This window comes from Asticcacaulis sp. W401b (genome assembly GCF_046503825.1).
Classification (GTDB): domain Bacteria; phylum Pseudomonadota; class Alphaproteobacteria; order Caulobacterales; family Caulobacteraceae; genus Asticcacaulis.
Window position 1 is genome coordinate 1 of sequence record NZ_JBKFEE010000029.1, and the last position, 14,314, is coordinate 14,314.

General features: G+C 56.9%; 12 protein-coding genes. 8 read left to right on the top strand and 4 right to left on the bottom strand.

Annotated elements, in window-relative coordinates:
- The 5 genes from ACK8OE_RS20300 to ACK8OE_RS20320 form a co-directional block, all read left to right on the top strand.
- Positions 1-340 (top strand): tyrosine-type recombinase/integrase (locus tag ACK8OE_RS20300; RefSeq protein WP_410274136.1); only part of this gene is annotated, 340 nt, incomplete at its 5' end.
- 207 nt (positions 341-547) lie between these two features.
- A complete protein-coding gene (locus tag ACK8OE_RS20305; RefSeq protein ID WP_410274137.1) occupies positions 548-1,060 on the top strand; it encodes an RNA polymerase sigma factor in 513 nt (170 codons plus the stop codon).
- The gene (locus ACK8OE_RS20310) at positions 1,057-2,121 is read left to right on the top strand and encodes a FecR family protein (protein ID WP_410274138.1); all 1,065 of its coding nucleotides are present in this window, start codon (positions 1,057-1,059) and stop codon (positions 2,119-2,121) included. Before ACK8OE_RS20305 ends, ACK8OE_RS20310 begins: the two co-directional genes overlap by 4 nt.
- Positions 2,122-2,244: 123 nt before the next feature.
- On the top strand, positions 2,245-6,135 hold the full coding sequence (locus ACK8OE_RS20315) for a TonB-dependent receptor (protein ID WP_410274139.1): 3,891 nt from the start codon (positions 2,245-2,247) through the stop codon (positions 6,133-6,135).
- Positions 6,136-6,273: 138 nt separating this feature from the next.
- Positions 6,274-7,680: a glycoside hydrolase family 28 protein gene (locus tag ACK8OE_RS20320; RefSeq protein ID WP_410274140.1), complete on the top strand. Its 1,407-nt coding sequence runs from the start codon at positions 6,274-6,276 to the stop codon at positions 7,678-7,680.
- Between the two features lie 325 nt (positions 7,681-8,005).
- On the opposite strand, the gene ACK8OE_RS20325 is transcribed toward ACK8OE_RS20320, so the two are convergent.
- A complete protein-coding gene (locus ACK8OE_RS20325) occupies positions 8,006-8,593 on the bottom strand; it encodes a recombinase family protein (RefSeq protein WP_410274141.1) in 588 nt (195 codons plus the stop codon).
- A gap of 227 nt (positions 8,594-8,820) precedes the next feature.
- On the opposite strand from ACK8OE_RS20325, the gene ACK8OE_RS20330 reads away from it, so the two are divergent.
- Positions 8,821-9,099, top strand: a complete 279-nt coding sequence (locus ACK8OE_RS20330; protein WP_409648420.1) for a DUF1778 domain-containing protein — start codon at positions 8,821-8,823, stop codon at positions 9,097-9,099.
- Positions 9,100-9,707: 608 nt separating this feature from the next.
- On the opposite strand, the gene ACK8OE_RS20335 is transcribed toward ACK8OE_RS20330, so the two are convergent.
- The gene (locus tag ACK8OE_RS20335; RefSeq protein ID WP_410274142.1) at positions 9,708-10,955 is read right to left on the bottom strand and encodes an ATP-binding protein; all 1,248 of its coding nucleotides are present in this window, start codon (positions 10,953-10,955) and stop codon (positions 9,708-9,710) included.
- Positions 10,956-11,379: 424 nt separating this feature from the next.
- On the opposite strand from ACK8OE_RS20335, the gene ACK8OE_RS20340 reads away from it, so the two are divergent.
- Positions 11,380-11,718, top strand: a complete 339-nt coding sequence (locus tag ACK8OE_RS20340) for a Fic family protein (protein ID WP_410274143.1) — start codon at positions 11,380-11,382, stop codon at positions 11,716-11,718.
- Between the two features lie 200 nt (positions 11,719-11,918).
- Here ACK8OE_RS20340 and hmpA read toward each other — a convergent pair whose 3' ends face one another.
- Positions 11,919-13,151 carry an NO-inducible flavohemoprotein gene (hmpA, locus tag ACK8OE_RS20345; RefSeq protein ID WP_410274144.1) on the bottom strand — a complete coding sequence of 411 codons (1,233 nt, stop codon included), beginning with the start codon at positions 13,149-13,151 and terminating at the stop codon, positions 11,919-11,921.
- Between the two features lie 81 nt (positions 13,152-13,232).
- Between hmpA and ACK8OE_RS20350 the strand changes: the two genes are divergently transcribed.
- Positions 13,233-13,709, top strand: coding sequence for an Rrf2 family transcriptional regulator (locus ACK8OE_RS20350; RefSeq protein WP_410274145.1), 477 nt, complete (start codon positions 13,233-13,235; stop codon positions 13,707-13,709).
- On the opposite strand, the gene ACK8OE_RS20355 is transcribed toward ACK8OE_RS20350, so the two are convergent.
- Positions 13,706-14,119, bottom strand: a complete 414-nt coding sequence (locus ACK8OE_RS20355) for a winged helix-turn-helix transcriptional regulator (RefSeq protein ID WP_410274146.1) — start codon at positions 14,117-14,119, stop codon at positions 13,706-13,708. The two genes, ACK8OE_RS20350 and ACK8OE_RS20355, sit on opposite strands and share 4 nt — an antisense overlap.
- Positions 14,120-14,314 lie beyond the last annotated feature (195 nt).

The window sequence follows — 14,314 nt, forward strand, 5'->3', positions numbered from 1 at the left end:
ACGACGGGGTCATTGGGCCGATAAGGCCGAGATCCGCTGCGGGCCCGTTTACCGAAAGGTTAACAAGGCTGGACGCGTCGAGGCTCGGCGCCTCAGCGAGGACGCGGTGCGGCAGATATTGCTGCGGCGAGCCGCCGAGGCTGGACTTAAGGGGACCATCAGCGAACCCGTCAGCCCTCATGGGCTCCGCGCGGGTTTCGTGACGACGGCCTACCGCAACGGCGTGTCCGACGAAGAAATCATGGGCCACACGCGGCACCGCAGCCTCTCGACAATGAGAAGCTATGTTCGACGGTCGAAGCTCAAAACGTCGGAGCCGACCGGCAAGCTGGGTCTCTGAATTCGCTCCCGGGAGCCGACGTGTTCATGGTTTGTCTGCTTATGCTACAGATTTGAACGTTCGGTTAGTTCCGGCCGGACCGCCAAGTTATGGAAAGGGCTGTTCACCACTAGGAGAAATTTTTAACACCCAAATGGCCTTTCTTGGTGATGAAGGCGCTTCCTCATTCATCTTATAGAAGTAATCAAATTATGCGACGGTTGGACGATGGCCGAACATCGAGATAACGCAGACCGAAATCCTGATGCCTTGGGGCAATTTCGCGCGCCGGTGCGAGCATATTTCCAACGACGCGTCGCGTCCCCGTCCGAAGCCGAAGATCTGACACAGGAAGTCTTCCTACGAGTGATTCAACGTCTGGAGCGTGGGCCGGTCGACAACCTGGAGGGTTATTTGTTCCATGCGGCGTCCAATCTCCTGAAGGAACGGGGTCGTCAAAACACCTACCGGGGTGCGGCACAGATCATCGACCTGCAGGGGGAACTGGCCGGTGGCGAAGAAGCCCATACGCCCGAACGCATTTTGCTGGGTAAGGATAGGATCGAAGCCCTGCAGCGCGCACTACTCGAATTGCCGGAACGAACGCGCCACATCTTCATCCTGAACCGGTTTGAAGAGATTTCGGGTGCGCAGATAGCCCGAAAGCTTGGACTTTCGGTCTCCGCTGTTGAAAAACATATTGTCAAAGCCCTAGCCCATTTGAAGAGCGTGTCGCAATGAGCGCGGTAGATTCCACTGATAAACACGCAATTCCGACGCGGCCGGACGACGCTGCCGACTGGTGGTTTGCCAGGCAAGCGACCGGCAGCCTGAGCACACGCGATCAGGCCCGTTTCATCGCTTGGCTTGACGTAGCGGAGAATGCGGAAGCCTACGCAAGGGTGTGCGTCCTTGTCGAAGAACTCGCGAGCTTTGCAGCCGAACCGGCGGTACGAGATCTGAGACAGGCGGCTCTGGCCGCGTTCGCTCAACCTAAGACCGTTTCGAGGTGGCGATTAGCATCGGTGGCCGCTGCATTTATACTGGGGCTGTCGTTCCTGATGATTGCCGCGGATGTCATTCCGAATGAACCAGCCCCAAATCGAACGGTTTCTAGAGCAAAGCGCTACGCCACCGAGGTTGGGGGTTTGCAACACATTCGTCTCGATGACGGGTCGATGGTGCATCTGAACACAGACAGTGAAATTGAGGTCAATTTCTCTCGTGAACGGCGCGACATCCGTCTGATACGTGGAGAGGCTCTGTTCGAAGTTGCCCACAACGCCAGTTGGCCCTTTGTGGTTACAGCGGGCGATCGTCACGTGACCGCTGTCGGGACGGCATTCAACGTGCGGCTCCAGGGTAAAAGCGTCGATGTTGTTCTGGTGGAGGGTAAGGTACGCGTCGAACCCATGCAACGCACCATGTTGCAGACGGTGATACCGCAGCTTGCAGCGGAGAACGTCGTCGCGGGCCAGCAACTACGCGTGGAGGGTGGAGACGAACGCGCACGAGTGAACAGCACCGATGTCGGACGGGCGGTAAGCTGGCGCGACGGGCAACTCATTTTCCGTGAAGATCGTCTGAGCGACGCGGTGGCCGAGATCAATCGGTATTCCAAACAGCAAATACTGGTCACGGACGATCGCGTGGCAAACCTGAGCATTAGCGGCGTTTTCAATACGACGCGACCGGAGAATTTTGTCGCCGCCATCACACATTTTTATCCGGTCTCAGCCGAGCAGACTGCGGCTGGAACCGTTGAATTACAATGGAAGGTGACGGCGAGCGCCGAAAAATAGTTTGTCAGCGTGAAATAATTTCATTTCGCAGGTAATGAGTCCCCCTGCCTCATTCATCTTACAAATCAGAGGCCCCACTCCTGAGGGTCCACTGCCATAAACAAACCAGGCAGGGGGAAAGACATGTTATTCTTGAACAGCACCAGCGTGCGTGCGCTCGCAATGGGCCTCGCCGCATCAACCGCTATCTCAGCCCCGGCGTTTGCCCAGGCCACGGCCTCCATTGATATACCGGCGCAATCGGTCGTCGGCGCGCTCGAAGCCTTCGGACGGCAAACCAACTCCGAGGTCATCTTTGATCGCGCCCGTCTGGCCAATCTTCAGGCACCTGCCGTCAAGGGCGAGTTGACGCCCTCCGAAACCTTGAAACGCCTGCTCGTCGGCACCGGGCTGAGGTGGGAACAGATCAACGAAAAAACCTTTGTCGTGAAGGCATCGACGCAAGGCCTAAACACCTCTGAAGAGCCCGCACTTTCGCGCCCCGCCGTGACACCGGTGTCCATGGTCACTTCAGAGGATATTCAGGAGGTGATTGTCGTCGGTGCGCGCGCGTCTCAGCAGCGTGCGATCGATCGCAAGCGTAACGCGAAAACCGCCGTGGACTCGATCGTCGCTGACGATGTGGGTTCCTTTCCTGATCGAAACCTGTCCGAAGCCTTGTCGCGCATTCCGGGCATGCAAATGCCCCGAAACGAAACGGGAGAGGGCGAAGGGGTCAATGTCCGCGGCAATGACGCCGATTTGACGCGTGTCGAGATGGACGGGATGTCGGTCAACAGTTCCGGCGCGGGTCTGGCTATTGACGGCGCGAATGGCGGTGGCCGTGGCGCGGACATGCGCGAACTGCCTGCCGACCTGATCAAGAGCGTCGATGTCATCAAAGGCCAGACGCCGGACCTTACGGAAGGCGGGCTCGGCGGTACTGTCCAGATTCAGACCCGCACCGGTCTGGATTTCAAAAAGCCATACCTGTCCATGCGTGTGTCGGCGGCACGCAACTCGTTAAGTCAGAAATGGGCGCCCGACATCAATCTGGTGGCCTCGCGCAAGTTTCTGGACAACCGGCTCGGCGTGGTCTTCAACCTGACCTCGACGAAGCGTCTTAATGACAGCCACCAGATCAATGGCTCGGGATCGAGCAACGCGCAGGGTTATGCCCGATCGTTCGACTTTGACAATTCGCCGGGAAAGACCTTCCAGTACGATCCCTCGCTCGTAACGGGCGAGGCGGCGAACCGGCCCATTCGTGACTTTGCTCTGGCCAATGGCACCGGCCGGTTCCAGACCTTAACCCCCGTCGAGGTGGTCACGCGCGCAGCGAACGCCAAGACCAAAGCCGACTGCGTCGCAGCCTTTCCGCTCTACTCGGAAGCCCAATTGGCCACCATGGCCCCGGGCACCAACAATGCCGACCGGGCACTCGTCCAGGCCACCCAGATCAATTCCCAGGTGGCCTGCCTGAACCAATGGAATGACTATTCCCCGGCGTCCGTGCGGGACGTGAACCTCACCCAATATGAGGATCGTCTGGCATGGGACGTCCGCTTCGACTACCGAGTGAGCGACCACCTGACGATCTATGCCAAGTATCAGGTCAACGACCGGATGCAGGACGATATTCGCCGCAACCGCACCCGAGGTGGGATCAGCACCACAACGGATGCCCAATTCCTTACCCAATCGCTGACCAACAACACGAATATCCCTTACGGCAGCACCAACAATCTTTTGCTCGTACCCGGCGGCGGCTACTATCTGTACAATTTAGGTTACCCGACAAGCGCACGAAATCTCGATCGCACCTTGGGTGGATCGAACGTTCAGATGGCGTTTCCTGTGAATGGGATCGCGGTAAACGTAGATCCAGCGACCGTCGTCGTCGATGAAAACCACCATTTGATCTCGGCGGATTTCACCAATGGGCGCCTGTCCTACGACAACATCCGCAATGAACAGATATGGAAGAACAACTACCTGCTGCTGGGCGGCGAATACAAAAAAGGTGACGTCAAACTGACCTTCCAGGCCAATCGCAGTGAATCGTCCTATAGCCGTTATGACCGGCGGATGTCGCGCGGCTCCTTCTATGGAAACGGCCATATGGAGGTGATGGACAGCGGTCTGTGGGATATCCAACTGCCTGAAGGGTTTGACACCAACAATATGTCAAACTCGGTCAATATGGCCGCCGCAACTGCGGTCGGCATGCCGTCCTATTCCAACAGCATCAATATTCAGCTCACGCCGGCTATGACCGAGGGGGTTGAGAACGCAGCGAAGTTTGACCTCACGTACCGTATGCGGGACATCCCATTCTTCACGTCGTTCAAGACCGGGGCTAGCTACCGCAAGGTGGATACCGACCGGTGGGGCGGGGGCGGATTCACCCCGAAGGCAGGCGTCGAAGTCCCGACCAACACCCTGCGTGGCAGCATTCGCGCGTGCGAAAACCTGTCCACTACGACGGCCATTAATAGCTGCGCTTATGGCTACGCGCCGGGGACCGGACGCAATACGCTCTACGGCACGGAAACGGTAACGCGCGCTCAGTTGATCTCCATTCTTGAAAACAGTGTTGAGGTTCTACGCGGAGACTTCATGCCGGGCTATGATGGGGTGGAGGGCATGTCGCTCTGGGATTCCATTGACGTCGATGCCGCTTACGCACAGATGGCGGGCGCCCTGAACTACAATTTCAATTGTATGAAGGTCTGCACGGGCAGCGACGGGAACCTTTACAATCAGCCTGTCAGCCGCTCGACTGAGGAAATCACCGCGGCCTACTACATGGTCGAGTTCGAGCAGGCTCTACCGTGGGGGATGAGCATCGACGGCAACTTCGGCGTCCGCATGGTCGAGTCTTCGGTGAATGCCTCTGGCAATATGTCTCTGGCCTCGATCCGCAAAAATTTTTCCGATGACGGCAATCCAAACAATGATTGGAATGAGAACGAAGGTAATGGTCGCGTGACGACGACGACTATCAGTCAGCCGGTGGCGTTCCAACGCCAAACCCGCGATTGGTTGCCGAGCTATAATGCGGCGCTTCGTATGCTCGATGACAAACTCGTGCTGCGCTACTCCTGGTCGCGAGCCGTGTCCCGGCCCCCGATCGGACGCCTGTGGCCAACGGGGACCTGTACGATCGATCAGCGCACCGAAGACCTCATCGATCTGGGTGACGAGGACCTCGACATGACCTGTTCGAGCACGATCGGCAATCCGGAACTGAAGCCGTACACGGCGACGAAAAACAACACCTCGCTGGAATGGTATCCGAACAAGGACACCTCGATTTCACTGGCCTACTATCGGCAGAAGGTGAAAATTGGCGCGCCGGAATCCTACACGACGACGACCCCGTTGTTCGCGGGTACGGGCTATGTCGACCCGGTGACGGGGGTGTCGTTCTCTGACTTCGATTTCCGCTACACCACCTATCGCAATGGGCCAGGTAACACGCAGTCCGGCTGGGAATTCTCGTCTAAGACGGCCTTTACCTTCCTGCCTTGGCACCTGCGCTATACAGGGGCCGACTTCAACGTCTCGACAAACGATGTGAAGGGGCAAGCGGGCTATATCGATCCGCTTACTGGCGAGAGCCTCGGCGCGCCGAACCGGTCAAAATACTTCGCCAATCTTGCCCTTTGGTTCGATGACGGGCGCACCAATGCCCGTCTGGCGATCCAGAGCCGTGACCGCGTCTTCCGCTGCGTCTCTGGTTGCGGCAATTCGATCGACGGCCTCGGCGCTTTCCCGAACCAGAACCCGCGTAATACCGTGGCCACCCCCTACAATCCGGGTGAGCCCTACTACACGGCCGCCTACACCTTCGTGGACGCGAAGGTGACCCATAAGGTGAGCGAGAACGTTGAACTCTATTGGGAGGGTCGCAACTTGACCAAGCAGGCCACCATCCTCGAGGGGACCCGCGGATTCACCGACGGCGACAATCAATGGTCGGCCAGCTATGGCGGTCGCCGGTTCACCGTCGGTGTTACCTACCGGAACTAATTTATGAAATTCCTCATTTGATGCTCCCCGCACAATGAGGCAACTTAGGACCCGCGCAAGTTTCGCGGGTCCCTCTTCCTTTTGATGGCGTCGTTTTTCGTCTGATGTTTCTGTACTAATTTGTTTGAGAACGTTACCTTGACCCGCATTCTCCCTTCCCGCCGCTCGGTTCTCTATGCCGGTTTCGCCGTGCCCCTGTTCACCTCCTACGCCCACGCGGCGTCCGGCCTGAGCCACACGCAGGTCTCAGCCAGCGCGCCGTTCGACATGCCGTCGATCCGTGTACCGGATTATTCGAAAGCCAAACGCTTCTCGATCACCGACTTCGGCGCGTCCCAAGGCGATCAGACGGCCACCTCCGCCGCCATCGCCAAGGCCATAGACGCCGCGCATCAGGCCGGCTCCGGCGTGGTGGTCGTCCCCGAAGGTGTCTGGCCCACGGCGAAAATCCACCTGAAAAGCCACGTCAATCTGCACCTGTCGAAGGGCGCGACCCTGCTGTTTTCGGAAAAGCCCGAAGACTATCTGCCGCCGGTCCAGACCTCATGGGAAGGCATCGAGTGTTTCAACTACTCGCCGCTGGTCTACGCCTTCGATTGCGAAAACGTCGCCCTCAGCGGCGAAGGCAAACTGAAGGCCAAGCTCGATATCTGGCAAATCTGGTACAAGCGCCCCAAGCCGCACATGGACGCCCTCGTCGCCCTCTACGACATGGCCTACAAGAATGTACCGGTGTCCGAACGTCAGATGGTTGCTGGCGAAAACCATCTGCGCCCGCACTTCGTACAGTTCAACCGCTGCCGTAACGTGCTGATCGAGGATATTTCGATCGAGGACAGCCCCTTCTGGACCATCCACCCGCTGCTGTGCCGCGATGTGGTCATCCGCCGCGTCAAGGTGCGCGCCCACGGCCACAACAATGACGGCGTCGATCCGGAGATGAGCCAGAATGTGCTGATCGAGGACTGCGTCTTCGATCAGGGCGATGACGCCGTCTCGGTCAAGTCGGGACGCGACATGGACGCCTGGCGGCTGAATACGCCGACGAAAAATATCGTCATGCGAAATTGCCAGATCAGGAATGGCCACCAGTTGATGGCCGTCGGCAGCGAACTATCCGGCGGGATCGAAAACGTCTTTGTCGATAACTGCCACTTTGTCGGCACAGGCAAGGGCGAGGACGGCTGGGCCGTGCCGATCAACAACCTGCTCTACGTCAAGACCAATGAGCGGCGCGGCGGCTATGTGAAGAACATCCACATGCGCAATGTCAGCGCCACGAAGATACAGGGCAGCGTGCTGGCTGTCGAAACCGACGTGCTCTACCAATGGCGCACGCTGCTGCCGACCTATGTGCGCAAGCTGACGCCCATCGAGGGGCTGCACGTCTCCGACATCCGCGTCGAAGAGGCCAAACACATCTGTTTCATCAAGGCCGAGGCCGAAATGCCCGTAAAGGATGTGTCATTGCAAAAGGTGCGTGCGGCTAAGCTGACCGATGCACCTGTCATATCCAGAAATGCAGCGCCAATACGCCTCACGTAGTTGGGCCGTTGTCTTCAAACACATCCCTCGTGCCGAAGAGAAGAATTAACTGAGCCTTAGAAAGCATCTCAAGCGATAATTCATCACTTAGACTGGCTTCATTTACGCGCAACGTCCACACGGCAAGCACTCCATTACAGAACGCCATTATGTGATTAAATATTTATTTTAAACTTAGTAAATATAATTAACGCTCGATAAGCCATATACATCGACATTGCCCCTTGATGTTATCCAATCTTGAGTTCGCTCGGGCGGTAGGTTTTTCCGTTTTGGATAGGCCCAATTACAACGTCGGTGTGATTTTGGCCAACTCGAAGAACGGTTAGTGAACATTGATGCGTTCCACGCTGTCGCGGCGTCGAGCTTTTGCGGCCAGTCGGCTGATGGTTGCTCTGTGAACGCGGAACAAACGAGCCAGGTCGGCAGCCGAGCGTCCGGCATTCAGCATGTCCAATATCTCTCGCTGCTGGGCGGGGGAGAGCTTAGGTGGCTGGCCTCCGCCATTGCCCCTGGCGCGTGCGGCTTCCTGGCCCTCGGCTGTTCGACTGCGAAGCTTTGCGCGTTCAAAGTTGCCAATGGACTGCACCATTTGCATCAGCTTACGACCAGAATCCCCCGATGTGTCAGTACCTTCTTTCAGTGACCGGAAGTAAGCCCCGCAGTTGTCGATTTTGTCGAGAATACCAAACAGATCTCCGAGTGAACTCGCGATCCGATCCAGCGCCGTGACGACAACGACGTCTTCAGGGCGCAGTTCGTCGAACATCTGCTTGAGCTGCGGGCGGTCCCAACGGCCACCGGTCGAGGTTTCATTGAAGATTTTTTCACACCCGGCGGCGTTCAGGGCGTCGATCTGCTCGACAGCGTCCTGGACCTCGGATTTAAAGACGCGTGCGTAACCTATCAACATGCACAACCCTGTTGCATAACCTGCTCATTGCGCAACAGGGTTCCGCACCCGGCCAATAGTTCGGACGTCCGCCCATGACTTTTTAGGAAAAATCTCGTAACATAGTGATATAGTTTATTATATTTCCCATAATTTCTATTATGCGTCGTGCGCATTCATGGCGTACAATTTGACATTTTCCCGCCTACATGTACAATGAGTTAAAATGCCTTTGTGTGGAGCTTCCGATGCCAAGCGTAGCCATTGATGACAATAAGCGAATGCACTTGAGGGTGTCGCCAGAAGCAAAAGCCAAGCTGATCCGGGCCGCGGCGATTCAAAATACGGACCTCACCAACTTCATCATGCAGACAGCGTTGAAAGAAGCAGATTCAGTGATTGAAGCCGCTGAAGCCGTCGTCCTTTCTAGACGGGACTTCGCTCGGGTTCTTGAGCTGCTCGAAAACCCGCCTAAGCCAAATGCAAAACTGCGGGCCGCTATTGCAGCTTTGCCGTCCGCACTATGATCCTCCCAGACTGGCACGAAGCACCAATTGCCAAGTCGCATGATCGAAAATCATTCAACTGTGGCGACACCCAGATGAACGAATTTCTGCAGCGATTTGCTCGGCAGAGTCATGAGCAAAACGCGTCGAAAACCTTTTGCGCTATCGAGAACGCTAAATCACAACGGATTCTCGGCTTCTACACGGTAACGCCGTCCGCAGTATCGCACGATCAGGTCCCCGCACATCTCGCAAAAGGATTGGCGAGGCACGAGATCGCGGGCTTCAAGTTGGCACGGATAGCGACGGACCTCTCCGTCGCAGGGTTAGGGCTGGGTGGGCAGCTACTAGCGGCCGCAGCCCTTAGATGCTTACGAACTTCAGAACAGGTTGGGGGAACGTTGCTCATCATAGACGCGAAAAACGTGCGTGCTGCGAGTTGGTATGCTGCATACGGAGCCGAACCGCTCAAAAATCTCCCCCTGACGTTAGTAATGCCATTGGCCACCTTTTCCCCTAGCTTTCAAGATAGAGGCTTCTTGTAAGCCCCGAGTTGAGGACTATGTCGAATATTGCGGGTCCACCCCTCCCCGCACTTGTCTCAACTTAAAATTCATTTCCCAGAATTTTTATTGGGCGCACCAAAGCGCGCTTGTCGGGATTGCCCACAAGCCATCGCCGAAAGGCACAGTGTACTCGCCGGAATAAAGCACGATGCCGTAGAAGGGTTTCCCTCCAGCCATATTCGCCTTGAACCACTTCAGATGCTTGAAACTGTCCGCATCGATATTTGTTCCGGCTTTGACTTCGACGCCGACGATGGCATCGTCGTTCTCAATGAGGAAGTCGACTTCGCGTTTTTCCCGGTCGCGGTAATGACTGAGTGTGTACTCCCCCGAGCTCGCATCGACCAGCGCTGCAAGTTGGGTGTAGACAAATGTCTCTATCAGTTTGCCGTTCAACTCGCCGTTCAGCCGCACCTTGTCCAGAGACCACCCCATGCAGGACGCCATCAGGCCCGTATCCGCCATGAATAGTTTATCTTTCTTGCCGATCCGTGCATAGTCGGTCTTCGTCCAGGGGCGGACACGATCGACCAGGTACAAGGTTTCGACTGCGTTGATGTAGGACTCGAGTGTCCCATGGGTCAGCGCAAGCGAAGCGCCGATAGCTGACACATCCATGTATTTCGATGACCAGGCGGCCAAGGCCTCGATCAGCTTCAGCAGGCTATCCTGCCGGCGGATATTGGCAATATCCCGAAGGTCGCGATCAATGAGCGCCTGCAGATAGTCCTTGTGCCACAGGCGGCGCTGCCGCTCACTCTCCAGTCGTACGACTTCAGGAAAGCCGCCGCGGAGGGCCCGGGTGAGATAGTCGTCCTTGTTCAAAGTAGATGCCGGCAGGGACTTTGCATCGCCGGCAAATATTCTTGACAGGAATTGCGGCTGAGCATTTTCCAGTTCGCCCTCGCTCAGCGGCCTGAGACGCACTTTTCGGACCCGCCCGGCCAGGGACTCATTCACCTTGGGTAGTGACTGGATATTTGCAGAGCCGGTGAGGATAAAACGGCCTGGCGTTTCGTTCTCGTCGACATCCTTCTTCACGGCAGGTAATAGCAGAGGAGCGCGTTGGACCTCGTCAATGATCATCAACTCATTGCCGTGGGCGACAAAGCCATGGGGATCTTCGAAGGCCGAATTGAGAAGAGTCTGATCATCCAACGTGCGGTAGATCGTCCCTTCGCCCCCTCTGGCTATCTGTCGGGCAAGTGTGGTCTTTCCGCACTGCCTTGGCCCTTCCAGCAGGATGACCCTGCGCTCCGTGAGCGCAGTCCGGATCGACGCAGCTTGCCAGCGCGGATAAGTAATGGTCACATTTCACCTCTTCTCGTGCCCGCGTTTATATAAATTCTATTCCCGCGAAATTCAATTTGTTATCTCGCGAAATTAAAATAACGTATCCGCGATTTTAAAATATACGCAAGCCTACTGCTCACATAGTTGGTAGGTTGCCTTCAAGCCAGACTGGAACAAAAACGGCAAGTCTGCACCCTTCAAGCGCAATGATGCAATGCTTGATGTCCTGCCGATCGGCGTCATCGTTATAAACGGTGGCAGTGGCATACAGGAAAACCTGGCAGAGAAGGCCCGGGCCAAGGGTATCCGTGTCCATCGGATAGGAGGGGGCACCTGAGCGGAGGGGCATTAATGCCCCTCTACAAGACGGAATTATTCCATTCCGGTATATTCCGGTACGTTTTCGGGTGATATTCCGGTATATTCCGGTATGTAATCCGGTATGCTGAACACAGATACCCTACAGGCCACCCCGGATATGCTCGTTCTCTTGTCGGAAATCGACGAGTTCAAGGGAGCATGGCGCGCACTTGGGACGCTGGCGCCGGAACGTCTGCGGGCGCTTCGCCATATAGCGACGATAGAGAGCATCGGTTCGTCAACGCGGATTGAGGGCAGCCGGTTGAGTGACCGCGAGGTAGAGCGCTTACTTGCCAATCTTGAAGTCCGCAAGTTCAGCAGCCGCGATGAACAGGAAGTGGCGGGCTATGCGCACGTGATGGAGATGGTGTTTAACGCCTGGGCAGACATCCCGATCACTGAGAACCACCTCAAGCTGTAGATCGGCGTCAAAGTGGGACCACAGTGATTTCGATAATTATCTGATTTCTATGAGATATTTGGAATGCTCGGGTCTCGATCGGCGCCGATCGGGACCCGGGCATTCCAGAGTTTACTGTTGCAAGTCAGTTGGTTAAATCGGGAAGAGGACGCCCCGGAGTGGGCGCCGATCCACGCCCCGACGCAAGCTAAGCTCAGGGGTTAGGCCGCCGCGTCAAGCCCCTGTTTCGGTCCGAAAAACTCAAAATGAACCTGGGCGGAGGGAATACCCCACTTCAGAAGATCGCGGTAAATCGCCGTCATAAAGCCATGCGGTCCGCAGAAATAGTAATCGGCGTCGCGGTTAGGCACGAAGAATTCGATCAGCTCCGCATTGATCAGACCCGTGCTGATATGGGCGTCGGACGCATCGCCGGCGTCGTCGTAGCGGAAGTGCACCTTCAATTTAGGATGACCGGTCATCAAGGTTTCGAGCCGCGCTCGGAAAGCGTGCGTGTCCCGGTTCAGGTTGGCGTGCAGGAAGATGATCTCCCGGTCGGGCGTAACCTCGATGGCCTGTTCCAACATGCTGAGAATAGGCGTTATGCCGATGCCCGCGGCCAGGAGCACCAGAGGGCGCTCCGGATGGCTCGCCGGCTCCAGATAGAACTCGCCGCACGGCGGCGCGATCTCGACCACCTGCCCGACCTCGACGGCGTCATGCAGCCAGTTTGAAACCAGACCACCCGGCGTCAGGGCATTCAGGCCTACCTCGCGCTTGACGCTGATGCGGAAATGCGCGCGACCAGGCTTATCCGACAGGCTGTAATTGCGCATTGTCGTGCTGCCCTGATAGGGCGCCCGGATCGTGATGTACTGCCCGGCCTTGAAGTCAGGTACCGCCGATCCGTCAGCGGGTGCGAGATAGAAGGAGGTAACGGTGTCGCTTTCTTCGACCTTGCGCGCGACGGTGAACCCTTTGAAACCGTGCCAGCCATTCGCCTGTGCGGCCTGCGCCTCATAGATTTGGCGCTCACGCCCCATCAGAATTTCGGCGAGGAAGCCGTAGGCTTCGGCCCAGGCGCCGATCACCGCGTCGGTAGCGGCTTCGCCCAGCACTTCCCGGATGGCAGCGAGCAGGTTGGCCCCGACGATCGGGTAGTGTTCTGGCGCGATCAGTAGAGACGCGTGCTTCTGCGCGATCAGTTCAACCGCGCCGCCCAGCACCTCCAGATTGTCGATGTTGGCGGCGTAGGCACAGATCGCCCCCGCCAGCGCTTTTTGCTGTCCGCCGCTGTGCTGGTTGGACGGATTGAAAAGCGGCAGGACTTCGGGGTTTTCGCGGAACATCCGCTGATAGAAATGCCGTGTGAGCGTTTCACCGTGCTCGTTCAGTACAGGCGCCGTGGCTTTGACAATGGCGATCGTCTCAGGAGATAGAGGGGCAGTGGACATAGGGCCTTCCTTAATATGTATTTCTGATGCATATTATAAATAGAAGGTTTCGGGCAACCCGTCCGGGCAAGGTGCGACATTATGAAGCTGAACACTTTCACCGATTTCGGACTACGGATTTTGATGTATCTGGCCGCGCGCCCGGGACATCTGGCCGCGCGCCCGGGACATCTGGCCAGCGTCAAGGAAATCTCCGATCACTTCGGAATCTCGCGACACCACCTGGTCAAGGTGGCGCTGCGCCTGACCCAGCTCGGCCACATCATCAGCATCCGCGGCAAGGGAGGTGGTATTCGACTGGCGGACAGCGCACTAAGCGTGTGCCTGGGCGATCTGGTCAATCAGCTCGAACCCGATATGGATCTCGTCGAGTGCTTCGATAAGGCGACCAACACCTGTCGCATCACGGCCGGCTGCAATCTTAAGCACATGCTCTACGACGCCCGCACGGCGTTTCTAAAGGAGCTGAACCAGTTCACGCTTAAGGATGCCGCAACGCCCTCCCCGTTTCATTTCGACGTCCCGCCGCTCGCTATGGCGGGTAACGAAGTGACCTAAGCGATATCACGCTCTTCGGCGTCGAACATTTTTCGCGCGTCGATGATCTTGGGCCAGTTTCGCCTGATCCACAGGGTAAAGCCTTCGAGGGCGGGCAGCATGTCCTTGCCCAAGGGGGTGAGCTCATACTCCACGCGTGGCGGCACTTCGGGGAAATAGTGCCGGACCAACAGGCCGTCACGCTCCAGATGACGCAGGGTTTGGGTCAGCATCCGTTGGGAAATCCCGTCGACACTGTGCTTGATCTCCGAAAACCGCAGGCGGTTGTCCGGCGCGATCGACAGGATCGATACCACCATGATGGTCCACTTGTCGCCCAAGCGAGCAAGGACGTCGTGGGGCGGGCAAGGCACGACCAACGGTCCCTTGGAAGTCATCACATAGGGGCGCCCGTAAATGGAGTTCGCCATGGGTTACCTTCTGGGTACTGACGCACGTAATAGGGTTTTGTCGCAAACCTTGGCATGTGTTAGCCATTGTTCATTGACATTGTGAATTACGCCGCAAGGCTATCGAACTGATAGGCTAAGGTGAGAGTCCCGCTGTCGATCAGCTCCAATTGTCGCTTTCGGATCATATGCACGAGCTCGATGCCGCTTAGGATA

Bases quoted from the DNA above. Each gene is read 5' to 3' on its own strand.
- ACK8OE_RS20340 (WP_410274143.1), top strand. From the start codon at position 11,380: ATGCTGAACACAGATACCCTACAGGCCACCCCGGATATGCTCGTTCTC.
- hmpA (WP_410274144.1), bottom strand. From the start codon at position 13,151: ATGTCCACTGCCCCTCTATCTCCTGAGACGATCGCCATTGTCAAAGCC.
- ACK8OE_RS20325 (WP_410274141.1), bottom strand. From the start codon at position 8,593: ATGTTGATAGGTTACGCACGCGTCTTTAAATCCGAGGTCCAGGACGCT.
- ACK8OE_RS20350 (WP_410274145.1), top strand. From the start codon at position 13,233: ATGAAGCTGAACACTTTCACCGATTTCGGACTACGGATTTTGATGTAT.
- ACK8OE_RS20305 (WP_410274137.1), top strand. From the start codon at position 548: ATGGCCGAACATCGAGATAACGCAGACCGAAATCCTGATGCCTTGGGG.
- ACK8OE_RS20310 (WP_410274138.1), top strand. From the start codon at position 1,057: ATGAGCGCGGTAGATTCCACTGATAAACACGCAATTCCGACGCGGCCG.
- ACK8OE_RS20315 (WP_410274139.1), top strand. From the start codon at position 2,245: ATGTTATTCTTGAACAGCACCAGCGTGCGTGCGCTCGCAATGGGCCTC.
- ACK8OE_RS20330 (WP_409648420.1), top strand. From the start codon at position 8,821: ATGCCAAGCGTAGCCATTGATGACAATAAGCGAATGCACTTGAGGGTG.
- ACK8OE_RS20355 (WP_410274146.1), bottom strand. From the start codon at position 14,119: ATGGCGAACTCCATTTACGGGCGCCCCTATGTGATGACTTCCAAGGGA.